The sequence below is a fragment of the Paenibacillus amylolyticus genome (genome assembly GCF_047302515.1).
Classification (GTDB): Bacteria; Bacillota; Bacilli; order Paenibacillales; family Paenibacillaceae; genus Paenibacillus; species Paenibacillus amylolyticus_G.
In genome coordinates this window covers 5248327-5272747 of record NZ_CP168019.1, presented here as the reverse complement: position 1 = coordinate 5272747, position 24421 = coordinate 5248327, and the positions used below count along the sequence as shown (strand labels likewise).

Here is a 24421-nt window from a genome sequence, read left to right as displayed (position 1 = left end):
TTCTGACAAGAGGGGGAACACACGATGGATATGTATTTTTGGCTACCAACGATCAGTACTTCTTTCATTGTGATTAGTGCAGTACTGGTGGGGATTGGATGGGTACTGATTATTCGGGGTAAACGTGAGGCTCATCAGTCCGCCATGGTAGCAGGTGCGATTGCAGCTCTAATCTTCTTTGTGATCTATATGTCTCGTACAGTGTTCGTGGGCAATACAGCTTGGGGCGGGGACCCGGATCTGGAGATCTTTTATCGGATATTTCTGATCTTTCATATTATCCTCGCTACCGTGGCAGCGATATTCGGTATCTCCACACTGGTGCTGGGGTTCAAAAAGAAGTTCGGAACACATCGCCGCTGGGGCAAGTTCACGTCCATGATCTGGTTCGGGTCAGCGCTAACAGGTGTTGTTGTGTATGTTCTTTTATATCTCTTATATCCTGGTGGTCATACACGTCCGGTATGGGAAGTTATCCTCGGCGTATAAAAGTAGAGATATAACCTCCGGTTACTCGGGAGTGCGTCACTACTCTCTTCTAAAAATATGAAAATGGACGAATCTAGCAGATCATTCGTCCACGCTTCCTCTCTCATTCATTCATAGAATGAGTTCGAGAGGGGGAAACAAAATGAAAAAAACAGTCAACGTCAGTCAGACGTATCCACGTCTTACCGTGTATTCAGAAGAGAACTACAGAGGGAGAAGCCGCATCTATCGTGGCAACACGGGTCTTCGTAACCTGGACAATATTTTGGATGGGGTGGAGAGCCTGCGCTTTTTCTCAACAAGTTCCAATGCAACACTGGTTGTGTTTACACGTCCTAACTTCCAAGGTGGATTCCGTGTCTTCCGAGGCAACACCAACTTGAGAGATTTGGATGATCTGATCCGTGGCAATGATGTGGAATCCCTGATCTCCACCAATCAACGGTTAACGCTGGCTCAGATTCGCGCAATCCGCAGGGATCGCAGTCTGCCTAGTGGTTATAACCTCGTTTAATCGTAAGGCCTCTTCTTCTAACAGGTGATAGAGAGCGGCAAAGGGCTGTACCCGAATTGTGTTTACACAATAACGGGTACAGCCCTTCTTTTGTGATTGGGAAATGATGTTTAATCCCCGCCACCCCCACTGTCTCCGCCGCCACTATCTCCACTGCTGTCATTGCTGCTACCACTATCGCTGTTGTGATGAGAATGTGTGTCGGATGAAGAATCTGAATCATGATGTTTGTGATCCGGTGTGTGTTTGGAATGTCGATCGTAGGAGTCATCTCCTGTAATGACCGGATATCCCGAAGCAGAGTCGGTATAACCGTTGTTGCGGCGGATGCGGTGTCTGCCTTTTTTGGAAGAATGACGATGAGGCTCATCCCGGAGGACCAACCAGATAACGACAATAAGGAAAAGGAGGACAAATCCGATTTCTACCAGCCAATCCATAGCTGCAACCTTCTTTCTTTGATTCGTTACTATAATTTATTTTAACGTAAATTCGTACTGTGTCCCATCCCGTCTTCCTGATTCAGGAAAATTAGGGGTTGACGGGATGAGAAATAGGTTTGTATACTGTGTATATTGATATATACAGTAATCACAGTAAGCAACATGAGTGAATGACAGGTGAAAGGCAGGCATGCATATGAACGAATGGAAGCAGGCGTGGTGGTTGACCCGCAGCCAGATGAGTAAGGATAGGCTCCAATGGCTATGGTCTGCATTATTCATGATATACACTGGCGGCATGAGCGGTGTAATGTTTTTAGGACAACAACAGACAGATATTATTAATCCAGTAGTGGATTCCTTCTTTTTAATCATGCTGCCATTTCAGGGGTTTATGTTCTGCAGGCGCTCCTTCCGTTACATACAGGAGGATTCTTATACGCACATGCTGGCCTACTATCGTAGAATTCCCATCCCTGAACAAGTGGTGATGTGGTCCAGGCTACAGCAGTCTCTGATGGCGTTTACGTACAATGGAATCTTTTTCTACGGATCGTTATACGTGGTTAACCTTCATGCCGAAGGATTCCGATGGGATCAGTATCTGGCCTTTAGCCTTACCTGTACAGGTTATGGCCTTTTGGTAACAGGATTCTATATTTACGGAGAGTTTCTGAACAGTGGTAAGAAATACTTGCTTCTCAGTACGCTTTTTATACCATTCGCCATTGGCATATCCATACTGATTCGAATATCAGGCAGTTACGGATTACGGATTGTAATGGATGGAAGTAAATCATGGGGGCTGCTTTCCCCGATCATGTGGATTTCTCTGGTGGCTGGCGTAGCGGGATTATGGCTGTCTAGTCGTTTTACGCTGAAGAAGCTGGTTCATCGGGATTTGAATTAAAATGAGAATTGAGCTTATGTACGAATACAGGATGAAACCGGCACGGTCAGGTAACAGACTGGAGTGTACCGGAGGGCGAGGTGCAAGATGTGAAAATACCCATTCAAATTAATGAAAATAGCGCTGAACCTTTATACCACCAAATTGAAAATCAGTTAAGATCGTTAATTATTACGGGTCAGTTGGGGGAGGGAACACATTTGCCGTCCATTCGTGAGTTCGCCGGAGCACTGAATTGCAGTGTTATTACGGTTAGACGGGTCTATCAGGATCTGGAGAATGAAGGCTTGCTTCGTACGAAGCAGGGGACAGGTACATTTGTGGCCCAGGTAGAAGCCGGCGACAGAGAAAATTATAGATTAAAGGCCGCACAGGAAGCGATGCAGGCAGCGGTGCAGTCCGGGAAATCGGTAGGCTGTACGGAAGAAGAGATGGAGAGCCTGTTCCGGGAAGTCCTGAAGGTTATTTACGTGAAGTAAGGGAGTGATTCATACGTGGAACCCATAGCAATCCAGTTGAACGGCGTATCCAAAATGCGAAAACGCAGAGTTATTGGCCCAATTGATCTGACCATCCCGGAAGGGTATATAGTGGCTATTCTCGGTCACAACGGTTCAGGCAAAAGCACCCTTCTTAACATGTTACAGCAAGTGGTGCTGCCAGATGCTGGGCAGATTATATGGTTTGGTCAGGAACATGATGGGCCACTTCCCATTGAACTGAGACAACAGATTGGTTTTGTGGCAGATAACGCTGGTTCAGAAGAGAACCGGATAACAGCACAGGACGCAGCCCATTTCCGGGCGTACTGGTACCCACGTTGGGATATGAAGTTGTTCGACCGACTGATTCAGGATATGGAAGTACCTGTTGATGTGAAGCTGAACAAAATGTCCAAGGGAGAGCGGCGAAAGTTTGAGATTGCAGCTGCAATTGCAGCTCGCCCAAGACTATTACTTTTGGATGAGCCTTCATCAGGACTGGACCCCTTTGCCTGGAAAGTGATGGTTGAGCAGTTCCGTACCTTCATGGCGGGGGGAGACACCACGATTCTGATTGCCACACATATTGCGGACGAAGTCAAAAGGCTTGCGGATTACATCGTATTGATGCACCGTGGTCAGTCGCTGGGGATGGCCGAGAAAGATATGGTGCTCGATCAGTGGAAAGAAGTCTGGTATGAAGGAGATTTAAGGCCAGAAAGTATTCCTGGTGTTGTGGAATCTTCTTTGGAAGAGGGAGGTCTGGTTCGCGTAATTACAACCCGGGTCAGCGAGGCGCAGGAGAGGCTGGAGCTGTCCAATAACCGGGTATTGAAAATCCGTAACTTGGAATTGGATGAAGTGCTGGCATTCTGGATTGCCGGGTATGCACCCGTACAGTGGAAATAACCGAAGGGAGACGATAAATGATGAACCGATTGGAATTGAAGCAAGTTGTCAAGCAATATGCAGACAAAACAGCCGTTAATGGAGTCACGCTCAATGTAAAAGAGGGGGAGATTTACGGACTGCTTGGAGCCAATGGTGCAGGTAAAACAACAACAATGCGTATGGTGCTTGGACTGATTCACCCTGACGGAGGGAATATCCTGTACAACGGCAAGCCCTATAATACGGAGCTGCAACAGATTATGGGTTATCTTCCGGAAGAGCGCGGATTGTACCCGAAGGTGAAAGTCAGCGAACAGATTAATTACCTGGCACGACTTCGTGGCATGAATGGTAAGGACGCAGATCAGAGCCTCAAGTACTGGCTGAATCGGTTTGAGGTACCTGAGTATTACGATAAGAAGATCGAGGAGTTATCCAAAGGTAATCAGCAGAAAATGGGCTTTATCGCGGCTGTAGTGCATAGACCGCAGATTCTTATTCTGGATGAAGCGTTCAGTGGATTGGATCCTGTGAACGTGGAATTACTCAAGTCCACCGTTAAAGAATTGCGTGACGAAGGCACGGCCATTCTGTTCTCAACACACCGTATGGAGCACGTTGAAGAGTTGTGTCGTCAGATCACCATTCTGCATCGTGCCAACACGGTGGTACAAGGAGAGATCAAGGAGATCAAGAGCCGGTATCCGCGTGAACAGGTATTCCTGGGTACGATTGGTAGTGTGGAAGGACTTGAGCAGTTGCCTGGTGTGAAGAAAGTCGAGCGGAATGAGCGTGGTTACCTGATACATATTAGTCAGGTGGAAGCGGCTCAAGAGATTCTGAGAACAGCCATGACCCAGACGACAGTGGAACACTTTGAACTGAAGGAACCAACGCTTAACCAAATCTTTATTCGTGAGGTAGGTGAGTCGAATGAATAAAATGGGAACGATTACGGGTTTTACATTCAAAAACAAAGTTAAAACGAAATCATTCATGGTAACGACCATTGTACTTGCACTTTTAATTTCAATCGGACTCAATGTCCCGTATTTCATTACCTTATTTAATGGGGGTTCCATTGGTGGAGCTTCAAGCAGTAATCCTGTAAATATTGGTCTTTTGAGTACAGGGCAGCCTGAAGTTTCCGAGAAACTGGAGAGCTTCTCTGCGGCTCAAGGAGATCAGGCCTATCGATTCATTGCCAGTGGTGACAAAGATGAGGCTGCTCTTGCGGCGGATGTGGAAGCAGGGCTTACCGATGGTTATCTGAAGTTTGAAGCTGTTTCCGGGCAAGAGTTCCCGCAGCCCATTCTATATTCAGCAGAAGACGTATCACCTCAGATCATTGCATCCATTGAAGCAGCGTTGCAGAGTGTGAAGCTGGATGTGGTTGTGAAGGATGTACTCACAGCGGAGCAGAAGGAACGGATTACAACACCTGTGAAGCTCACTGAGCAAAGTTTGAGTACAGATGAGAGCGGAGCAGGTACTGAGTCTGAAGGTGCAATGAGCCCGATTAACTATATTGTGGTGTACTTGCTGATCATCCTGCTGTTTACCTCAACGATGATGACAGGTAACATGATTGCCTCCGAGATCACAGCTGAGAAGAGCTCACGTATTATGGAGATTCTGATTACGAGTGTATCACCGCTCAGTCAGATGTTTGGTAAAATCATCGGGATTTTCATGGTGGGGATGCTGCAAATCGGGATCTTCGGAGCGGTAGTTGCCGGAAATATCTTGCTGCCGCATAACCGTGCAGTATTAGGTGATTTCAATATGAGTGTAAGTGATGTGAATAGTGCGGTTATTGTGTACGGACTCATATTCTACATTCTGGGTTACTTCCTGTATGCCGTGTTGTTTGCTGCCATTGGTTCAATGGTAAGCCGTACTGAAGAACTCGGTCAGGCTGTTCTGCCGATTACGATGTTGTCGCTTGTTTCCTTCTATATTGCGATCTTCAGTATTTCTACGCCGAACATTCTCTTGTTGAAAATCGCAAGCTTCATTCCATTCACGTCGCCGACCGCGATTCTGGTACGAATTGGCGCAGGAGTTGCGCCAACTTGGGAGATTCTAACGTCCTTAGCGATTCTCATTGTATCCATTATCATCTTCGGATGGCTTGCAGCCAAAATCTATCGCACAGGTGTGCTGATGTACGGTAAACGCCCAACCTTTAAGGAATTGTTTAAAGCCATGAAGGCATATAAGATCTAGGTTGAGTGTTTGAAGGGGAGGATAAGTGCTGCTCCGTTTTGGAGTGGCACCAATTCCCATCTTTATCCGTAGTATCTAAGGATGTCTATTCTATTAAAACCGTATTGGCAACTATATTCCTTAAAGGAGATTACATAATATGAAGAATTGGAAACGCATGCTCTTATCTCTTACCATCTCTGTAGGGTTGCTCGCATCTGCAGTACCAGCTATGGCTGCTCCACAAGGAACTTCCGTCAAGGTTAATGACCAAGCTGTGAAATATGCTACAGGAGCGCCGATCCTGGAGAAAGGTACAACAATGGTTCCACTGCGGACTACGCTGGATGCTATGGATGTGAAGCTAACAACTGCGACAGATGATACGATCACGGCTGTAGTAGATGGCAAAACGATTACACTCAAAAGCAAGCTTACACGGATCAACGGTGTAACGTATGCTCCAATCCGCATCGTTGGTGATGCAGCAGGTTACGAAGTTCGCTGGGATGCTGCAACGCGCACCGTGCTGCTGGTATCCAAAGGCGGAGCAACCGAAACTGCTCAAACCGGTGGACGCGGCTTCATGTGGGAAGTTGAGAGCAATGGCAACACGGTCTATCTGGTAGGGTCTATGCATATTGCGGATGAGAGCTTCTATCCATTGCGTCCGGAGTTTGAAGAAGCCTTTGCGGAAGCTGATTATCTCGGGGTAGAGATTGATATTAGCAAAGCCGCTGATGAAGAGCAGCAAAAGTTGGTTCTAAGTCTGGGTTCGTATCAAGATGGAACAACACTGAAAGACCACATTTCCAGTGAAACGTATACTAAGCTGGGTGATGTATTGAAGAAAAATGGTCTAGAGCCTAATGCTTTGGATGCATTTAAGCCTTGGGTAGTAGAGAGCACACTTGCAAGTTTGAAGTCCACAACGGCAGGATACGAAGCGTCAGCAGGAGTGGATCTGTATTTCATCCAGAAAGCGATCGAGCGCAAACTTCCAGTTATTGAGTTGGAGAGTTATCAATCTCAACTTGGCATGTTTAACGACTTTTCCAAAGAAACACAAGAGGAAACACTGAAAGCGACAATCGAAAACTTTGACGTGTTGGATAACAGTGTGAAAGAAATGGCTGAGATGTGGAAAACGGGTAATGACCAGCAACTGCTTGAACTGACAAACAGCTTCTCCACTAACGAGGAATATAACAAAGCAATGCTGGTTGATCGTAACATTGGTATGGCGGACAAAATCGATGGTTACTTGAAAAACGGCAAAGGCGAGGAATATTTCATTGTTGTTGGCGCGGCACACTACTTGGGCGATCACGGCATCGTGAAACTGCTTGAGGATAAAGGATATAAAGTAGAACGTAAATAAATATAGATTACTATAGAAGGTAACCTTTTCGTCTCGAATATGAGAGTTGAGAGGGTTACCTTCTTATATATAGAAGAAAGACAGATTAAATAAAGAAGATCAAGCTGCAGGTTAATAAAATTGAATCTAAGAGTTCATGGTAGATTGAAGGTCCTTAATATGGTTAGATCGTGGATTTGATAAGTTTTGAAATTACCTCTTTACAAGTGTGTGTGCTACATGGTATATTCTATTTCCGGCCAAAAAAACACGAGATACACGGTGCGGCAAGCGATTGAAATAAGCTTCGAAAGAGACTTGAAAAAAAGAGCTTGCAAAGTTGGTTTGGACATGATATTATATAAGAGTTGCTGAAGAGAACAACATTCGGTAACGAAATAAGTTTGATCTTTGAAAACTGAACAACGAGTGAGTAAACATTCTGCTTGCAGAATGAACGCAAAAGTTTGAAACAAGCCTTGGCTTGGATCGACTGGAGCACAAATGAGATTTTTAATCTCGTCAGATTCAAAATGAGCTTATCGCTCTTTTCAATACTTTATTGGAGAGTTTGATCCTGGCTCAGGACGAACGCTGGCGGCATGCCTAATACATGCAAGTCGAGCGGACTATCAGAGAAGCTTGCTTCTCTGATAGTTAGCGGCGGACGGGTGAGTAACACGTAGGCAACCTGCCCTCAAGTTTGGGACAACTACCGGAAACGGTAGCTAATACCGAATAATTGTTTTCTTCGCCTGAAGAGAACTGGAAAGACGGAGCAATCTGTCACTTGGGGATGGGCCTGCGGCGCATTAGCTAGTTGGTGAGGTAACGGCTCACCAAGGCGACGATGCGTAGCCGACCTGAGAGGGTGATCGGCCACACTGGGACTGAGACACGGCCCAGACTCCTACGGGAGGCAGCAGTAGGGAATCTTCCGCAATGGGCGAAAGCCTGACGGAGCAATGCCGCGTGAGTGATGAAGGTTTTCGGATCGTAAAGCTCTGTTGCCAGGGAAGAACGCTTGGGAGAGTAACTGCTCTCAAGGTGACGGTACCTGAGAAGAAAGCCCCGGCTAACTACGTGCCAGCAGCCGCGGTAATACGTAGGGGGCAAGCGTTGTCCGGAATTATTGGGCGTAAAGCGCGCGCAGGCGGTCATTTAAGTCTGGTGTTTAATCCCGGGGCTCAACCCCGGATCGCACTGGAAACTGGGTGACTTGAGTGCAGAAGAGGAGAGTGGAATTCCACGTGTAGCGGTGAAATGCGTAGATATGTGGAGGAACACCAGTGGCGAAGGCGACTCTCTGGGCTGTAACTGACGCTGAGGCGCGAAAGCGTGGGGAGCAAACAGGATTAGATACCCTGGTAGTCCACGCCGTAAACGATGAGTGCTAGGTGTTAGGGGTTTCGATACCCTTGGTGCCGAAGTTAACACATTAAGCACTCCGCCTGGGGAGTACGGTCGCAAGACTGAAACTCAAAGGAATTGACGGGGACCCGCACAAGCAGTGGAGTATGTGGTTTAATTCGAAGCAACGCGAAGAACCTTACCAGGTCTTGACATCCCTCTGATCGATGCAGAGATGTATCTTTCCTTCGGGACAGAGGAGACAGGTGGTGCATGGTTGTCGTCAGCTCGTGTCGTGAGATGTTGGGTTAAGTCCCGCAACGAGCGCAACCCTTATATTTAGTTGCCAGCACTTCGGGTGGGCACTCTAGATAGACTGCCGGTGACAAACCGGAGGAAGGTGGGGATGACGTCAAATCATCATGCCCCTTATGACCTGGGCTACACACGTACTACAATGGCCGGTACAACGGGCTGCGAAATCGCGAGATGGAGCCAATCCCAACAAAGCCGGTCTCAGTTCGGATTGCAGGCTGCAACTCGCCTGCATGAAGTCGGAATTGCTAGTAATCGCGGATCAGCATGCCGCGGTGAATACGTTCCCGGGTCTTGTACACACCGCCCGTCACACCACGAGAGTTTATAACACCCGAAGTCGGTGGGGTAACCGCAAGGAGCCAGCCGCCGAAGGTGGGATAGATGATTGGGGTGAAGTCGTAACAAGGTAGCCGTATCGGAAGGTGCGGCTGGATCACCTCCTTTCTATGGAGAATCGTTTCCTGCAACGGAAACATTCAAATAAGCAGCTTAGCTGCAAAACACTCACTCGTTGCTCAGTTTTGAGAGCTCAAACTCTCAAACAGCTTGCTTTTGCATGGAGCTTGTTCTTTGAAAACTAGATATCGAAACGAAACAAACGCGAATTAGAACATTCCTTTTTAGCTGAACTTGTGTTAAACAAGTTTCAATAAAAACGGTAGATTGCACGTACGATGGTATCGAATGGGAGCGACTTTTGGCTTTGCGCAAGCAAAACAAGGGAAGCGAGCAGTCGAAACCGGAGCACGAGGTTAAGCTACTAAGAGCACACGGAGGATGCCTAGGCGCTAGGAGCCGATGAAGGACGTGGCGAACAACGAAACTGCCTCGGGGAGCTGTAAGCAAGCTTTGATCCGGGGGTGTCCGAATGGGGAAACCCAGCTGGGGTAATTTCCAGTTACTCATAACTGAATACATAGGTTATGCAAAGGCATACCAGGGGAACTGAAACATCTAAGTACCCTGAGGAAGAGAAAACAATAGTGATTCCGTCAGTAGCGGCGAGCGAACGCGGAGAAGCCCAAACCAAAGAGCTTGCTCTTTGGGGTTGTGGGACGTCTCACATGGAGTTACAAAGGAACCGGTTAAGCGAAGAGGTCTGGAAAGGCCCGCCAAAGAAGGTAAAAGCCCTGTAGTTGAAAGTTGGTTCCCTCCGAGACGGATCCCGAGTAGTGCGGGGCACGTGAAACCCCGTATGAATCCGGCAGGACCATCTGCCAAGGCTAAATACTTCCTAGCGACCGATAGTGAAGCAGTACCGTGAGGGAAAGGTGAAAAGCACCCCGGAAGGGGAGTGAAATAGAACCTGAAACCGTGTGCTTACAAAAAGTCAGAGCCCGTTTTAGGGGTGATGGCGTGCCTTTTGTAGAATGAACCGGCGAGTTACGTTCCCGTGCAAGGTTAAGGTGAAGAGCCGGAGCCGCAGCGAAAGCGAGTCTGAATAGGGCGACTTAGTACGTGGACGTAGACCCGAAACCGGGTGATCTACCCCTGTCCAGGGTGAAGGTGCGGTAACACGCACTGGAGGCCCGAACCCACGCATGTTGAAAAATGCGGGGATGAGGTGGGGGTAGCGGAGAAATTCCAATCGAACTCGGAGATAGCTGGTTCTCCCCGAAATAGCTTTAGGGCTAGCCTCGGAAAACAGAGTCGTGGAGGTAGAGCACTGATTGGGTGCGGGGCCCGCAAGGGTTACCAAGCTCAGTCAAACTCCGAATGCCATAGACTTACTTCCGGGAGTCAGACAGTGAGTGCTAAGATCCATTGTCAAAAGGGAAACAGCCCAGACCATCAGCTAAGGTCCCCAAGTGTGTGTTAAGTGGGAAAGGATGTGGAGTTGCACAGACAACCAGGATGTTGGCTTAGAAGCAGCCACCATTGAAAGAGTGCGTAATAGCTCACTGGTCGAGTGACTCTGCGCCGAAAATGTAACGGGGCTAAACACACCACCGAAGCTATGGCTTGATGCTTTGCATCAGGGGTAGGGGAGCGTTGTATAAGGGTTGAAGGTGTACCGTAAGGAGCGCTGGACATTATACAAGTGAGAATGCCGGTATGAGTAACGAAAAGATCAGTGAGAATCTGATCCGCCGAAAGCCTAAGGGTTCCTGAGGAAGGCTCGTCCGCTCAGGGTAAGTCGGGACCTAAGGCGAGGCCGAAAGGCGTAGTCGAAGGACAACAGGTCGAAATTCCTGTACCACCGTAAGCCGTTATGAGCAATGGGGGGACGCAGTAGGGTAGTGACGCGGACTGATGGATGTCCGTCTAAGCAGTAAGGCTGATGTGTAGGCAAATCCGCACATTGTAAGGCTGAGCTGTGATGGGGAGCGAAAATTGTAGTAGCGAAGGTCATGATCTCACACTGCCAAGAAAAGCCTCTAGCCAGGTGAAGGTGCCCGTACCGCAAACCGACACAGGTAGGCGAGAAGAGTATTCTAAGGCGCGCGGAAGAACTCTCGTTAAGGAACTCGGCAAAATGACCCCGTAACTTCGGGAGAAGGGGTGCCCCGGTAGTGTGAATAGCACGAGGGGGCCGCAGTGAAAAGGCCCAAGCGACTGTTTAGCAAAAACACAGGTCTGTGCGAAGCCGTAAGGCGAAGTATACGGGCTGACGCCTGCCCGGTGCTGGAAGGTTAAGGGGAGTGGTTAGGAGCAATCCGAAGCTGTGAACCGAAGCCCCAGTAAACGGCGGCCGTAACTATAACGGTCCTAAGGTAGCGAAATTCCTTGTCAGGTAAATTCTGACCCGCACGAATGGCGTAACGACTTGGGCGCTGTCTCAACGAGAGATCCGGTGAAATTTTAATACCTGTGAAGATGCAGGTTACCCGCGACAAGACGGAAAGACCCCATGGAGCTTTACTGCAGCTTGATATTGAATTTGGGTACGATCTGTACAGGATAGGTGGGAGCCTTTGAAGTGTGAGCGCCAGCTTGCGTGGAGGCAACGTTGGGATACCACCCTGATCGTATCTAGGTTCTAACCTGGTACCGTAATCCGGTGCGGGGACAGTGTCAGGTGGGCAGTTTGACTGGGGCGGTCGCCTCCTAAAGAGTAACGGAGGCGCCCAAAGGTTCCCTCAGAATGGTTGGAAATCATTCGAAGAGTGCAAAGGCATAAGGGAGCTTGACTGCGAGACCTACAAGTCGAGCAGGGACGAAAGTCGGGCTTAGTGATCCGGTGGTACCGCATGGAAGGGCCATCGCTCAACGGATAAAAGCTACCCTGGGGATAACAGGCTTATCTCCCCCAAGAGTCCACATCGACGGGGAGGTTTGGCACCTCGATGTCGGCTCATCGCATCCTGGGGCTGAAGTAGGTCCCAAGGGTTGGGCTGTTCGCCCATTAAAGCGGTACGCGAGCTGGGTTCAGAACGTCGTGAGACAGTTCGGTCCCTATCTGTCGTGGGCGTAGGAAATTTGAGAGGAGCTGTCCTTAGTACGAGAGGACCGGGATGGACGTACCGCTGGTGTACCAGTTGTTCCGCCAGGAGCACCGCTGGGTAGCTATGTACGGACGGGATAAACGCTGAAAGCATCTAAGCGTGAAGCCCCCCTCAAGATGAGATTTCCCAGTATGTAAGACCCCTTGAAGACGACGAGGTAGATAGGCTGGGGGTGGAAGTGCAGCAATGCATGGAGCTGACCAGTACTAATCGGTCGAGGGCTTATCCAATAGCAAGTTGTAATTCGCGTGTTTCGTTTCGAATCTAGTTTTCAGAGAACGATCTCTGAAATGTAAGCTACGCGTTTGGTGGCGATGGCGGAGGGGTTCCACACGTACCCATCCCGAACACGACCGTTAAGCCCTCTAGCGCCGATGGTACTTGGACCGCAGGGTCCTGGGAGAGTAGGACGCCGCCAAGCAATCTAAAGACACACTTGATGATATTGAGTGTGTCTTTTTGTTTTACTATTTTTCAGCGGAAAACAACTAACTTTATAGATGAGACGAAAATAAGATCCTTCACTTATATGAAGACTTTCAATATTATTGATCAGACTATTAATGCTGATATATATACTTCCCTCTGTTCGACTTCTGATTCTTAGCTCCTTCAGCAACCTTTCAGTTGAATTTAACGTACGTTTCAGTGGGATAGGGTATAGTGAAGCTAAGTAAAGAGGGGGGGAATCATAATGAATATATCTTCTACAGCCAGCTCCACTACATCATACATATCGACATCTTCGAGTTCGGACAATTCAAGCAGCTTGGAGAAACAAAAGACGAAGCTTGAGGCTCAACTGGAGAAAGTGCAATCCAGAAATGACGATGAACAGACTAAGGAGACAAAGACCAAACAGCTTCAACAGCAGATCAAACAGATTGAGACACAGATTGCACAGCAAAGCTCTCAAGGAGCCGGTACAACTGCTACGAAGGAGGCTCCACCTGCCCAACCACCATCCAATGGAATGGGAGTAGCTACCCCTAAGGAGATTGCAAACGCAACGACAGACAGCAATGGTCGATTTGATATACGTATCTAATTCCATCTAAATTTAGGATAAAACAAAAGCCCTGACCGATCTATATTGATCGTGCAGGGCTTTATTAATTTGTTTATTAGATTATTTATGAGGTCTACCTACATTTTATCTACGTTCCATTGATCTTCTATCTGTTGCTGTTATTATCTGTTAACGTTATTCAGACTGCAACGCGTTTATTCGATCCGTAAGGGATCGTTTTCTATAGTACAAGGCTATGGTTGCGAGAACCAGCATTTCGGACAGTGGTACGGCAAGCCATACACCCGTGACCCCAAAGAATGAAGGCAGGATCGCAATCAACGCAATCATGATGATCATTTCACGCGCAGCTGTAATCCAGATGGCCATTTTGGCATTACCCACAGATTGGAAATAGGTACTCATGACAAAGTTAACACCCATAAACACATAGGCAAATGTAAATATACGTAATCCGTAAACGGCATTATCCGTTACACCACTACTGAAGTTTCCAAAGATTTGCACGAAATAAGGTGCACCGATCTGAACAACAACCAGTAACAACAGACCGCATGCGAGAGCTGTTTTAGTGGCTAAACGTATCGTTTGTTGTACCCGTTTAATCTGATTGGCACCGTGATAATAGCTGATCAGAGGTTGGGCAGCGGATGCCAGACCCAGGAACGCTAATAGTACCACACCATGAATATAGTTCAACACGGTAAAGGATGCTACGCCATCCGTGCCCGCAATGCGGTCCATGGAGATATTGTGAGAGACAGAGAAGACCGACATGCCAAGTTCAGCCAGAAAGCTGGGGAAACCAATGAGTAGAAGGGAAGCCAGCAGTTTGTTGTTCCATTTGAACCGGGTAAACGTGAGATTATTTGTTTTTTTGAAAAAGTGAGTGAACAGGACAAGTAGCGCAAGAGACGCCGATACAATTGTACCGAGGGCCACACCGCGTACACCCCATTCGAGTACATACAATGTTATATAATTGATGATGATATTGGCTACAGCAAACGTAATCTGAGCGTACATCGACGTGTTGGGGTTCCCATCGTTTCGTACAAAGATAGAGAGTGCATTCTCAATGGTGAAAACGAACCCGAACAATAACATGATATTCATATAGTCTGAAGCAAACGGGAAAGTCTCGGTATTAGCACCGAGGGAGTATACCAGTTTGTCTTTGAATGTAAATGCAACATATCCAATGGCTACCGTAACTAACATAATGAGCATAATGGATTTGGTGAAAATTTGTTTGGCTGAAGTGATATCTTTTCTACCCATAGCGTTGGAGTACAACGTTGCCCCGCCCATACCAATCCACAGCGACATGGCAACAAAGAGCGTGTAGACAGGTGAGGCAATGCCGATCCCGGCCATTGCGGTAGAACCCAGTTTGTGTCCAACCATAATGCCGTCGATAATAAAATTAAAAGCAACTACCAGCATCCCTAATACAGAAGGCACGAGGTAACTTATAAAAGCTTTACCTACAGATTGCCCTTCCAATGGATGCGTCCAATTCGTATTCATAATGACCTCCGTTAGTAAACTGAATGTTCATTCTGTATTTAATAATACTGAACGTTCGTTCTGTATGATAACACGGCATGAATTCTCTTGGCAACTTTTACGTTTAAATATCGTTTATGTGGTAGAGTAGGTGGATATTTATAAAGCGGGAGGAATCTCTTGATGAAACAAAATAAATACGATGAAGCTGAGTTTTTCGACAACTATAGTAAGATGGCTCGTTCCGTTCAAGGGCTGGATGCAGCCGGGGAGTGGCATGAATTGCAGACTCTTTTGCCTGATTTGAAGGACAAGCGTGTGCTGGATTTGGGATGTGGTTTTGGGTGGCACTGCCGGTATGCGCGAGAGCAGCAAGCGAGTTCAGTGATCGGTGTAGATCTGTCTGAAAATATGCTTCAGCGTGCTCGTGAAATGACGGACGACCCGCAGATCCAGTATGAGCAGTTGGCGATTGAAGATATTGATTTTGCACCGGGACAATTCGACGTTGTGATTAGTTCACTTGCTTTGCATTATATTGAACGGTTAGACACGGTGTATGCTAAGATCAATGATTTTCTCGTAGAAGGGGGCACATTTGTACTATCTTCCGAACATCCCATCTTCACCGCTCGCGCTGCGCAGGATTGGCATTACGGACCCACAGGTGAGATTCTTCACTGGCCCGTGGATGATTACCACGATGAAGGCAAGCGTGTGGCGAACTTTCTTAATCAGGATGTGGTCAAATATCATCGCACACTGGCAACACATCTCAATGAACTCATTAAGGCGGGGTTTGCTATTCAAAAAGTGGCTGAATCCAAACCATCACCGGAGATGATTGATCAGGTCCCAGGCATGAGAGACGAGAATCGAAGACCGATGTTTCTGATGATTGCTGCGGTGAAAGTATGATGTAGAAAGTGATACGTTAGACCAAAGGGCAGAAAGAAACTGTGGAAGTGGAGCTTTCGCCTAAAAGCTTTCTGTTAGAGATTACTAACTAAGTAAACTTGAAGGGATCAGCGTGTTCAGCGATGTTGAACATGCTGTTTTTTTATTTTGCTACAATAATAAGAAATAATGTCCAAAACAGGGAACCAAACCAGATTAGACTCAGTCATATTAAGTGAGGTGAACAACAGTTGGATGACCAATTACTGGCACAGGCTCAGACCATAGACAATTACACACTTAGCAGCATAATGGATGACTACGGAAATGACGTGTGGAATTACGCTTATTTTCTGACCAAAAGTGCCGAACAGGCAGATGAAATGTCACAGGAGGTATTTATTCGGGCGTACTCAGGGATCGCTCATTATCGTGGAGAGTGCTCATTGAAAACCTGGCTGTTGACGATTACTAGGAACACGACTTTTACATATCGAAAATCCAGATTTTTTCGCAGCAGTCTGTGGGGAGAGACGTTACCCATTGAGACAGAGCGTGGGGATTCGAGCCAAAGAGTCATGGTTGCAGAGCAGCCTGCACATCCTTCGGCCGAGATGGAAGTGATGCGTAAGGAGCATATCCATGAAATCTGGGATATTGTTCTGGCGTTGCCAAAGAAGTTCCGGGAGATTCTTTTACTGAATCTAAAATATGAGCTTACGACGAGTGAGATTGCTGAGATGTTGAAAATCAGCTCAGGCACAGTAAAATCCAGACTTTCCCGAGGTAAGGACAAGGTACGAAAACATTGGGAGGAGCGAAGCAAATGAGACAAAAGGATGAGCAATGGGAAAAGGAAATCCGGAAAGGACCGTTTGCGTCGTCTCCTTTTACAGAGGATCACAAACGAAAGGTGCTTCAACAGGTGGAGTGGATGAAGAAGTCGAAAGAGGGAAGCAAGGGAGATAGGCCAGAGGAGAGTTCCAGGTTATCAAGGCCGTTTAGACCGCAAGTGAACAACGTGTCACATAAGCTTCGCCCTAGAAGAGGGCCTCTTGTTGCCGGCACGGGTGCGTTGGTTATTGCTGCTGGATTGTTCCTATGGATCTGGGATGATGGACAGCTGGTGAAACCCGTGATCGAGCAGGTCTATCCGACAGCAGCGTTACAGTTATCCGATGGTTTGAACACAAATCTGCTAACCGACAGAATGAAAAGAAATGTTGCGACTACGATGCGAGATGATCTGGGTAAACAGCTGAAGATTAAGAAAGTGGAAGACTTGCCTGTGTCCGGCAGAATATATGTAGAGGCTGGAAATGAAAGCGAGAAGGAATATGCGCAGATATGGCTCGATGCGACAACAGGAAATCTGCGTGAAGTACAGATGAGACGTGAGATACAGCCCAACGAGCTGGAACACCGTTATCTGCGTCAAGTTCCATCGCTTTTGCAAAGTATAGGCAGTACTCCAACACTTAAACCTGCATCAGTCCAACGTTTTGTGAGTATGAAGCAAGGGGAATCGGAGCCAATATCGCATACGACATTAGCGTTAGAGAATGACACTGGCGATGGTTATGGGGAGATTGTATGGCAACAGGACAAGGCAGTATCCATCACAGGTGACCTTAGACCTGATCAAGTATCCCAGGCAGCGCTGACGGATGCCAGAAACGCGATTGAGGCTCTGTCTGGTAAAGCCAATCTTAATCTGGTTAGAGCAAGCCGAAGCAAAGATGATGAACTTGGCAAGGATACAGTCTTTTTTTCCTTTAAAGATAACTACTTTGTGCAGATGACTGAAGGAAAAGCGGGCCTGGGCTATACCGTAGGAGATGCTAATTATTATGAGCAACAAGAAATAGGCAACATCGAAGAGATGGAGGCTTATCATGAGAAATTATACAATATTGATGAGTCTCTTCTTAGAGAAAAAGTGGGACCAATAGTAAAAAAGATATTTAGTATTGATTTTGACGCCTATAAACTTCACAGAAATGCCGAGCAATTGGGAATCGTAACATTTGAACTGGAGTCGAGCAAGGATGTTTTTCAGGTTGAATATAGGGAAGATGGACGGATCAAGATGATCACCAGAGGCGAGTTATAGGGCTGATCTTATATGTTATAATTTACTTCATAGATGGAATGAGTATAAGGAGATAACGATGAAATATTTGGTGTCTGGCAGGGGTAGCTTGCCGTTACAATGGAACAGCGAGCCTGGATGAGAAGATTCAGGAGCTGGTGGAGCAGGAGCAGGCTAAGATGGTATGTCCGGAGCTGCTTGGCGGATTCTCCACTCCACGGGAACCGGCTGAAATTATCGGTGGCACGGGCAAGGACGTGCTGGCAGGCACTGCAAAAGTGATCGAGAAAAGCGGCAAGGATGTCACAGAGTTGTATATTAAGGGAGCCTATCAGAAGCTCGAATGGGCGCGAGAATTGAATGTATCGTGTGTGGTACTGAAGGAGTTTAGTCCGTCCTGTGGTACACAGATGATCTATGATGGGAATTTTGCCAATCACAAGGTAACTGGAGAAGGTGTCACCTCAGCATTGCTGCGACAAGAAGGATATACCGTCATTTCTGAGAATGAATGGATGGAGCAACTATAGGTCGAACAGATATCGTTTCATATTCACAGAAAAGCCGCTGGATTATATCCTGGCGGCTTTTCTGTTGTCTCCCATTACTTTTCTCATCAAATGAATAAAGTCGATTTTCCTGAAATGCTAACAAACAATATGGATACATACGATATAGATATAAGATATATAAGGCTATCTACTATTTAAAGTGGGGGAATAATCATGTCAATTCAGTCTAAGCCAAAAAATAAGAAAGGAAATAAACTCAAAAATATGAAATTAACAACAACGATGGTCATCATGACTGTGATTAGTCTAATCGGCTTGTTTACTGTTTTTCTGATTGGGATTTTCGGAATGAACGAAGCAAAAACGGGACAAGGTATCCTCTACAATGACCGCTTCCAGCATCAAACCAATGTTCTTGAATTGAAAAGTAATTTCTATAATATGCGCGCCAATTATACAAAGGTTCTTGATAATGCAGAGTATACCGACAAACAGTACGATCAGGTTCAGAAAGGTAAGAAGAGTATCACGGATGGCTTGAATGAATTTTCAGCAAGAACATTGGATATCAAAGAAAAAGAGATATTTGCAGATTTGGCAGCAAAGATGGATACATATTATCAGGATATTGAGCAAATCATGGATACCAAAAAGATGTCGGGCACCTACGATAGTGAAGAGAGAGGAAGAATTAACAAAAGCAGTACAGCGATTGTGGAGACGATCACCCTGTTGAGTGCGCATAACGAAGAAGAGTCAGCCAAGCTCTATGCGGATACACAGGAAGTGATTCAGCAGCGAGCATTGGTGCTCGGTTCGGTTCTTTTGTTTTCACTTGCAGCACTTATTCTTATTTCATTTGTAGTGATTCGCAGTATACGTCAACGAATGAAAGCTATCACCCGTTATTGTGAAGAAATAACGCAAGGCAACTTAACGGCATCCTTAGATCCGCGTCTAACACAGGGAAATAATGAGATAAGTGTCATCGCACGAGCTATTCGTACAATGACCGATTCCACAACAAATGTCATTCGTGGTGTAATTCAGGAATCTCATCATATCAACCAGGTTAGCGATCTTACCAACCAGAACATGGCTGGTCTGAATGAACGGATTCGTGAAGTATCAGCTACAGTTGAAGAGCTCTCTGCTGCAATGGAAGAGGCTTCAGCCCATACGGAAAATATGAATCATTCGGCTGCTGAGATGCAACAGGGAGCTGAATATATATCGGAACAGACATCTAAACAAGCAGAGTCCGCCTATGTGACCAGCACGAAGGCTGAAAAGTTGAAGCAGGAAGCCCGCGAATCGAGCCGAGCAGCCATAGACATGTACGATCATACGAGTAAGAAGATGTCAGAAGCGCTGGAACGTGCAACTGCTGTAGATCAGATTGGTATATTATCTCAATCTATTTTGGATGTTACGGCGCAGACTAATCTGCTTGCACTCAATGCATCCATTGAAGCTGCAAGAGCTGGAGAAGCAGGCAGAGGTTTTGCGGTTGTTGCAAGCGAGATTCGAAAGTTGGCTGATGATTCCAGACAGGCTGCCGATCAAATTCAGCAGGTCACGGAAGAAGTTATGCAGTCTGTAACCAATCTGTCCTCGAATGCCAAAGAGTTGCTATCCTTTATGTTCAATCAGGTTGGCAAAGATTATAAATTATTGGAGGATACAGCTGAACAGTATTATGTCGATTCCCTTGATCATGCCAATGCAGTTAAAGATCTCAATGCAACCTCACAACAAGTGACTGCAAATATCAAAATACTAGTGGGCTCCATTCACGAAATTGCATCAGCCAGTGAACAATCAGCCGCATCCAGTCAGGAAATCGCAGGACACATGGTCGCTTCTGCTGCGCAATCTGTGGAAGTAGTTAAACAATCTGATCAAGTCAAGGATAGTGCATTAAATCTGAATAAGCTGGTTCAAGATTTCAAGATTTAAAAGGAAAAGAGTCATAGATAATCCACTAGGGCCATGTATATGCCCAGTGGATTATTGCTGTATTTTATCCAATACTTACTTTTAAAAACCAAGAAACAATAATGTGCGTACTTTTAATTTATGAGCATAGGACCTAAAATAATACTTGAGATGAAACCACTTAAACATTATTGTTCAACATAAAAAATATATAAAAAGGACGTGGAGCTCCATGGAAGTTACAGCAAAGTCAAAGACAAAGGAAGACATCTTAAAGGCATATCATTTCCGGCATGCAACAAAGATATTTGATGATACCCGCAAAATCTCGGATGAGGATTTCCAATTTATATTGGAAACAGGCAGATTATCTCCAAGTTCCATTGGTCTTGAGCCGTGGAAGTTTCTGATTGTACAAAATCCGAACCTGCGTAAGCGTCTGTCCGAAGTCTCTTCCGGCGCTCAAAAGCAATTGGCTACAGCAAGCCATTTTGTTGTTATTTTGGCCCGATCAGATGCCAGTTATAATTCTCCTTATGCGGAGTACATGTTGAAGGAAACAAAGGGAATGCCAAATAACGTATATGAGCTAACAAGTGAGGCTTATGGAAAGTTCCAAAATAACCAGAAAATTCTGGATAATCCACGATCATTATTTGACTGGGCATCCAAACAAACTTATATTGCACTCGGCAACATGATGACGGCGGCAGCTCAGATCGAGATTGATTCTTGTCCAATCGAAGGTTTCAGCCGTGAGGGCGTCCACCGTATTATGGAAGAAGAGGGCTTGCTCGAAAATGGCGCATGGGGCGTCTCTATGATGGCAGCCTTCGGTTATCGGGCAGAGGAGCCCCAGCGTGAGAAGTCCCGACAATCCGTTGAGAAAATCACACAATGGATTAACTGAATTCAGCATGAATCCAACATGAATCCAACATGAATTCAAAAACGATTAGCTAAGATCTAACATTATAGATCAGGATCAGAGTAGAATCTAAACAGCCCGATATTTTCCACATGTTAGCAGGATGGAAAATATCGGGCTGTTTTTCTTTTTTATAAAAAAGAACTTGAAAATACATAGATGTCTATGTATAATGAGGTCATGCCTAAATACAACGCAATTGCACTGATTGCAAGAATCAGAGACCATGTCAACAAACGGATTGTACACGAATTGGAACAGCATGAGGTAACAGGGATTGTTCCTTCTCATGGAGATGTATTGATGTTCTTGTACCGGGAAGAGACGCTGTCGATCAAGATGCTGGCTGAACGTGTTCAACGCACGCAACCAACAGTAACGGTACTGGTCAACAAGCTGGAGAAGCTCGGATATGTTGAACGCAGCAAGAGTGCCGAAGATAGCCGGGTGACGATGATTCGCCTAACCGAACAGGGGAAGCGACTCGAACCGATCTTTCATCAGGTATCAGAGCAGATTAATGACATCATCTATAGTGGCTTGTCCGATGAACAGTCAGAGCAATTGGAGAGCTTGCTATCCATTATTGTCCGAAAGTTATAATGAATGAACTCTTCTGTCTGCAATCCTTCCAGATTTGACTGGGATGGAGGCAGAGGAGCCCAAATATTTTTTTACTCGTATATATAGATATCTATGTATATGGGAAAGTATCAATGTAACCCATTTTCGCAACCTAACTCAAACCAAACCTGGAGGGATTCACACTATGAAACATCTTATCGTATATGCTCACCCGCACACAGACAGCTTGAATAACGCAATCCTCAATACTGCTGTAGAAGCTCTCGAAGCTCAAGGCCATGAAGTGGTTGTTCGTGACTTGTATAAACTTGGATTCCAACCCGTACTGACTGAAGCTGACACAGTTTCCATGCGTGCAGGACAGACACCACAAGATATCGCTACAGAGCAAGAGTTTGTTACGAATGCAGAAGCTATTACATTCATCTATCCGATCTGGTGGACAGGTCTTCCTGCCATTATGAAAGGATATGTTGACCGTGTATTCGCCTATGGTTTTGCGTATGCAGCAGGTGAAGCGGGAATCGAGAAATTGCTGACAGGAAAAAAAGGCCTCATCATCAACACACATGGTACACCAAGTGAAATTTATGATCAGATTGGTATGACTGCTGGGTTGAAAGTTACCTCAGACGTAGGTATCTTCGATTTTGTAGGCATTGAAGCAGTAGATCATCTGCTCTTTGGAAGTATTGGATACCTGGATGCACCCGCATATCAAGCCTTGTTGGATCAGGTTAAACAAACAGTTACAACCAAATTCTAATATAGATGTTGGTTCCCTATATGGATTCCATATGATACCAGACCGACTCGATCATGAGTCGGTTTGGTTGTTCATGTGTTTGCAAAATGGATGAAAGGGGGTATAATTTACCCATGGAACCTATACTTATATTTAAAGCATTATCGAACGAGACACGTAGACAAATCCTGTTGTGGCTCAAAAACCCGGAGCAACACTTCCCACCGCTGGAACTATCTCAGCATCCGGATGGTGGCAAGAACGGAATCTGTGTTGGCACGATTCAAGTGAAGGCTGGACTGGCTCAGTCGGTTATATCCAGTTATCTGCTGACCATGCTCAAGGCAGGGTTGCTGCTCTCCGAGCGAAGAGGACAATGGACGTATTATCGACGCAACGAAGAGACAATCCGTCAGTTTGCCGAGTACGTGCAGAACGAGTTATAAGCCGGATGCCGGAACGGAAGCTAGGATGCATATGCAGGCAGGGATTCCGTCCGGATGTAAACGGCTAGTTTATCATCACATTACCATATCCAGTTGCGATTTAATTAATCTATATATCTGGATATACAAAAATATAATCATCGAGGAGATTAAACGATAATGACTACACAAAATACGGCTTCATCCCATAAAGAACATATTAATGACGTTAAGCTTTCCATCCTGGATCTGGCTCCCGTCGTTGTAGGTGCAACACCCGCTGATGCACTGCGCAACAGTCTCGATCTGGCACAGCATGCAGAGCGTTGGGGATATCACCGTTACTGGGTAGCTGAACATCACAACATGCCGGGTATTGCTTCATCCGCAACTTCGGTTGTTATTGGATATCTGGCTGGTGGAACCAAAACGATTCGTCTGGGTTCAGGAGGCATCATGTTGCCCAACCATGCACCGCTTGTCATCGCTGAGCAGTTCGGCACACTGGAATCCTTGTATCCTGGCAGAATTGATCTGGGTCTGGGTCGCGCACCAGGTAGTGACCGGCGTACATCGCTTGCGCTACGCAAAGATCTGAACAGTGGGGAAGATTTCCCTGAGCTTTTGGCAGAACTTAGAGCATACTTTGATGCTTCGGCGACATCTTATCATGCGCCTGTTCGCGCAGTTCCTGGAGAAGGATTGAATATTCCAATTTACCTCCTGGGGTCCAGTGATTTCAGTGCACGTCTGGCAGGTCAGCTGGGATTGCCGTTTGCTTTTGCCAGCCACTTCTCGCCCGATTATACCCGGATCGCATTAGAGACGTATCGAAACAACTTCCAACCATCTGAAAGCTTGAAGGAGCCACATGTGATTGTTGGTGTTAACGCTGTTGTTGCAGATACAGACGAGGAAGCAGCATGGCTGGGTACAACGATGCAACAGCAGTTCCTGAACATTATTCGTGGCACAACGGGATTGGTACAGCCCCCGGCAGAGATGGAAGGCAAATGGACGGATCGTGAGAAAGCTGGTGTGGAGCAGACGCTGAAGGCAGCTGTTAATGGTTCACCAGAAACCGTACGTGGACAGTTGGAGTCTTTCATTCGGCAGACGCAGGCAGATGAGCTGATTATTACGTCGATGATCTATGATCATAAGGCACGGCTGCACTCCTATGAGTTAATCGCACAATTAGCGGGAAAAGCTTAATCTTCATTTTTCAGCGTAAAAGCTGGATTAATGGTAGGGTATAGTTACAAATTTACGGTTCGTCTCCCAGTGAGGCGAGCCGTTTTTGAATAGGGAGAATTTGCAAATGATTCGTGTGGGGCAGAAGATTCATT

Annotated in this window: 21 protein-coding genes and 3 rRNA genes; 22 read left to right on the top strand and 2 right to left on the bottom strand. The window is 46.3% G+C overall.

The features are described 5' to 3' along the window. Window positions 1–24 precede the first annotated feature (24 nt). On the top strand, window positions 25–489 hold the full coding sequence (locus ACDJ59_RS22960; protein WP_036613174.1) for a DUF420 domain-containing protein: 465 nt from the start codon (window positions 25–27) through the stop codon (window positions 487–489). Window positions 490–631: 142 nt separating this feature from the next. After that, window positions 632–1003 carry a hypothetical protein gene (locus ACDJ59_RS22955; RefSeq protein ID WP_036613171.1) on the top strand — a complete coding sequence of 124 codons (372 nt, stop codon included), beginning with the start codon at window positions 632–634 and terminating at the stop codon, window positions 1001–1003. A 110-nt stretch (window positions 1004–1113) separates the two neighbouring features. On the opposite strand, the gene ACDJ59_RS22950 is transcribed toward ACDJ59_RS22955, so the two are convergent. Beyond that, entirely contained in the window at window positions 1114–1443 is a 330-nt protein-coding gene (locus tag ACDJ59_RS22950) for a hypothetical protein (RefSeq protein WP_413406048.1), read from the bottom strand. 199 nt (window positions 1444–1642) lie between these two features. Here ACDJ59_RS22950 and ACDJ59_RS22945 point away from each other — a divergent pair, with 199 nt between their 5' ends. The 10 genes from ACDJ59_RS22945 to ACDJ59_RS22900 all read left to right on the top strand — a co-directional run bounded on the left by ACDJ59_RS22945 (window position 1643) and on the right by ACDJ59_RS22900 (window position 13459). Further along, window positions 1643–2356, top strand: a complete 714-nt coding sequence (locus ACDJ59_RS22945; RefSeq protein ID WP_413406046.1) for a hypothetical protein — start codon at window positions 1643–1645, stop codon at window positions 2354–2356. An 89-nt stretch (window positions 2357–2445) separates the two neighbouring features. Continuing rightward, window positions 2446–2835 carry a GntR family transcriptional regulator gene (locus ACDJ59_RS22940; RefSeq protein ID WP_413409894.1) on the top strand — a complete coding sequence of 130 codons (390 nt, stop codon included), beginning with the start codon at window positions 2446–2448 and terminating at the stop codon, window positions 2833–2835. A gap of 15 nt (window positions 2836–2850) precedes the next feature. Beyond that, complete coding sequence (locus ACDJ59_RS22935; RefSeq protein WP_413406044.1) at window positions 2851–3747, top strand: ATP-binding cassette domain-containing protein; 897 nt, start codon at window positions 2851–2853, stop codon at window positions 3745–3747. 20 nt (window positions 3748–3767) lie between these two features. Next, window positions 3768–4670, top strand: coding sequence for an ABC transporter ATP-binding protein (locus tag ACDJ59_RS22930; protein WP_413409893.1), 903 nt, complete (start codon window positions 3768–3770; stop codon window positions 4668–4670). After that, complete coding sequence (locus tag ACDJ59_RS22925) at window positions 4663–5958, top strand: ABC transporter permease (protein WP_413406042.1); 1296 nt, start codon at window positions 4663–4665, stop codon at window positions 5956–5958. The genes ACDJ59_RS22930 and ACDJ59_RS22925 overlap by 8 nt, the downstream gene beginning before the upstream one ends. A gap of 139 nt (window positions 5959–6097) precedes the next feature. Beyond that, window positions 6098–7318 carry a TraB/GumN family protein gene (locus tag ACDJ59_RS22920; RefSeq protein WP_413406040.1) on the top strand — a complete coding sequence of 407 codons (1221 nt, stop codon included), beginning with the start codon at window positions 6098–6100 and terminating at the stop codon, window positions 7316–7318. A 538-nt stretch (window positions 7319–7856) separates the two neighbouring features. Then, window positions 7857–9409: ribosomal RNA gene (locus tag ACDJ59_RS22915) — 16S ribosomal RNA — on the top strand. A 306-nt stretch (window positions 9410–9715) separates the two neighbouring features. Then, a 23S ribosomal RNA gene (locus tag ACDJ59_RS22910) occupies window positions 9716–12641 on the top strand. Between the two features lie 74 nt (window positions 12642–12715). Further along, window positions 12716–12832: ribosomal RNA gene (gene rrf, locus ACDJ59_RS22905) — 5S ribosomal RNA — on the top strand. The 16S, 23S and 5S rRNA genes sit together here, the layout of an rRNA operon. A 273-nt stretch (window positions 12833–13105) precedes the next feature. Beyond that, complete coding sequence (locus ACDJ59_RS22900) at window positions 13106–13459, top strand: FlxA-like family protein (RefSeq protein WP_413406038.1); 354 nt, start codon at window positions 13106–13108, stop codon at window positions 13457–13459. A gap of 156 nt (window positions 13460–13615) precedes the next feature. Here the strand turns inward: ACDJ59_RS22900 and ACDJ59_RS22895 are convergent, their stop codons facing one another. Further along, a complete protein-coding gene (locus ACDJ59_RS22895) occupies window positions 13616–14971 on the bottom strand; it encodes an MATE family efflux transporter (protein ID WP_413406036.1) in 1356 nt (451 codons plus the stop codon). A 162-nt stretch (window positions 14972–15133) separates the two neighbouring features. Here ACDJ59_RS22895 and ACDJ59_RS22890 point away from each other — a divergent pair, with 162 nt between their 5' ends. The 10 genes from ACDJ59_RS22890 to ACDJ59_RS22845 all read left to right on the top strand — a co-directional run bounded on the left by ACDJ59_RS22890 (window position 15134) and on the right by ACDJ59_RS22845 (window position 24287). Further along, window positions 15134–15868, top strand: coding sequence for a class I SAM-dependent methyltransferase (locus tag ACDJ59_RS22890; RefSeq protein WP_413406034.1), 735 nt, complete (start codon window positions 15134–15136; stop codon window positions 15866–15868). 230 nt (window positions 15869–16098) lie between these two features. Beyond that, window positions 16099–16677, top strand: coding sequence for an RNA polymerase sigma factor (locus ACDJ59_RS22885; protein WP_413406032.1), 579 nt, complete (start codon window positions 16099–16101; stop codon window positions 16675–16677). Continuing rightward, on the top strand, window positions 16674–17960 hold the full coding sequence (locus ACDJ59_RS22880; RefSeq protein ID WP_413406030.1) for a hypothetical protein: 1287 nt from the start codon (window positions 16674–16676) through the stop codon (window positions 17958–17960). Before ACDJ59_RS22885 ends, ACDJ59_RS22880 begins: the two co-directional genes overlap by 4 nt. Before the next feature lie 65 nt (window positions 17961–18025). After that, window positions 18026–18469, top strand: coding sequence for a DUF523 domain-containing protein (locus ACDJ59_RS22875; protein ID WP_413409891.1), 444 nt, complete (start codon window positions 18026–18028; stop codon window positions 18467–18469). Window positions 18470–18664: 195 nt separating this feature from the next. Further along, window positions 18665–20410, top strand: a complete 1746-nt coding sequence (locus ACDJ59_RS22870; protein WP_413406028.1) for a methyl-accepting chemotaxis protein — start codon at window positions 18665–18667, stop codon at window positions 20408–20410. 211 nt (window positions 20411–20621) lie between these two features. Next, complete coding sequence (locus ACDJ59_RS22865) at window positions 20622–21299, top strand: NAD(P)H-dependent oxidoreductase (RefSeq protein ID WP_413406026.1); 678 nt, start codon at window positions 20622–20624, stop codon at window positions 21297–21299. Between the two features lie 177 nt (window positions 21300–21476). After that, window positions 21477–21920 (top strand): MarR family transcriptional regulator, encoded by a 444-nt coding sequence (locus tag ACDJ59_RS22860; protein WP_308737808.1) that lies wholly within the window; start codon window positions 21477–21479, stop codon window positions 21918–21920. 166 nt (window positions 21921–22086) lie between these two features. Beyond that, the gene (locus tag ACDJ59_RS22855; RefSeq protein ID WP_413406022.1) at window positions 22087–22668 is read left to right on the top strand and encodes an NAD(P)H-dependent oxidoreductase; all 582 of its coding nucleotides are present in this window, start codon (window positions 22087–22089) and stop codon (window positions 22666–22668) included. Between the two features lie 113 nt (window positions 22669–22781). Continuing rightward, window positions 22782–23093 (top strand): ArsR/SmtB family transcription factor, encoded by a 312-nt coding sequence (locus ACDJ59_RS22850; RefSeq protein WP_036668255.1) that lies wholly within the window; start codon window positions 22782–22784, stop codon window positions 23091–23093. Between the two features lie 159 nt (window positions 23094–23252). Continuing rightward, window positions 23253–24287, top strand: a complete 1035-nt coding sequence (locus tag ACDJ59_RS22845) for an LLM class flavin-dependent oxidoreductase (protein WP_413406020.1) — start codon at window positions 23253–23255, stop codon at window positions 24285–24287. The last annotated feature ends 134 nt before the right edge of the window (window positions 24288–24421 follow it).

Excerpts from the sequence above, each read along its gene's own strand:
- ACDJ59_RS22850 (WP_036668255.1), top strand. The coding sequence starts at position 22,782 with ATGGAACCTATACTTATATTTAAAGCATTATCGAACGAGACACGTAGA.
- ACDJ59_RS22930 (WP_413409893.1), top strand. The coding sequence starts at position 3,768 with ATGAACCGATTGGAATTGAAGCAAGTTGTCAAGCAATATGCAGACAAA.
- ACDJ59_RS22960 (WP_036613174.1), top strand. The coding sequence starts at position 25 with ATGGATATGTATTTTTGGCTACCAACGATCAGTACTTCTTTCATTGTG.
- ACDJ59_RS22860 (WP_308737808.1), top strand. The coding sequence starts at position 21,477 with ATGTCTATGTATAATGAGGTCATGCCTAAATACAACGCAATTGCACTG.
- ACDJ59_RS22855 (WP_413406022.1), top strand. The coding sequence starts at position 22,087 with ATGAAACATCTTATCGTATATGCTCACCCGCACACAGACAGCTTGAAT.
- ACDJ59_RS22870 (WP_413406028.1), top strand. The coding sequence starts at position 18,665 with ATGTCAATTCAGTCTAAGCCAAAAAATAAGAAAGGAAATAAACTCAAA.
- ACDJ59_RS22950 (WP_413406048.1), bottom strand. The coding sequence starts at position 1,443 with ATGGATTGGCTGGTAGAAATCGGATTTGTCCTCCTTTTCCTTATTGTC.
- ACDJ59_RS22925 (WP_413406042.1), top strand. The coding sequence starts at position 4,663 with ATGAATAAAATGGGAACGATTACGGGTTTTACATTCAAAAACAAAGTT.
- ACDJ59_RS22880 (WP_413406030.1), top strand. The coding sequence starts at position 16,674 with ATGAGACAAAAGGATGAGCAATGGGAAAAGGAAATCCGGAAAGGACCG.
- ACDJ59_RS22945 (WP_413406046.1), top strand. The coding sequence starts at position 1,643 with ATGAACGAATGGAAGCAGGCGTGGTGGTTGACCCGCAGCCAGATGAGT.
- ACDJ59_RS22865 (WP_413406026.1), top strand. The coding sequence starts at position 20,622 with ATGGAAGTTACAGCAAAGTCAAAGACAAAGGAAGACATCTTAAAGGCA.
- ACDJ59_RS22920 (WP_413406040.1), top strand. The coding sequence starts at position 6,098 with ATGAAGAATTGGAAACGCATGCTCTTATCTCTTACCATCTCTGTAGGG.
- ACDJ59_RS22895 (WP_413406036.1), bottom strand. The coding sequence starts at position 14,971 with ATGAATACGAATTGGACGCATCCATTGGAAGGGCAATCTGTAGGTAAA.
- ACDJ59_RS22845 (WP_413406020.1), top strand. The coding sequence starts at position 23,253 with ATGACTACACAAAATACGGCTTCATCCCATAAAGAACATATTAATGAC.
- ACDJ59_RS22890 (WP_413406034.1), top strand. The coding sequence starts at position 15,134 with ATGAAACAAAATAAATACGATGAAGCTGAGTTTTTCGACAACTATAGT.
- ACDJ59_RS22900 (WP_413406038.1), top strand. The coding sequence starts at position 13,106 with ATGAATATATCTTCTACAGCCAGCTCCACTACATCATACATATCGACA.
- ACDJ59_RS22955 (WP_036613171.1), top strand. The coding sequence starts at position 632 with ATGAAAAAAACAGTCAACGTCAGTCAGACGTATCCACGTCTTACCGTG.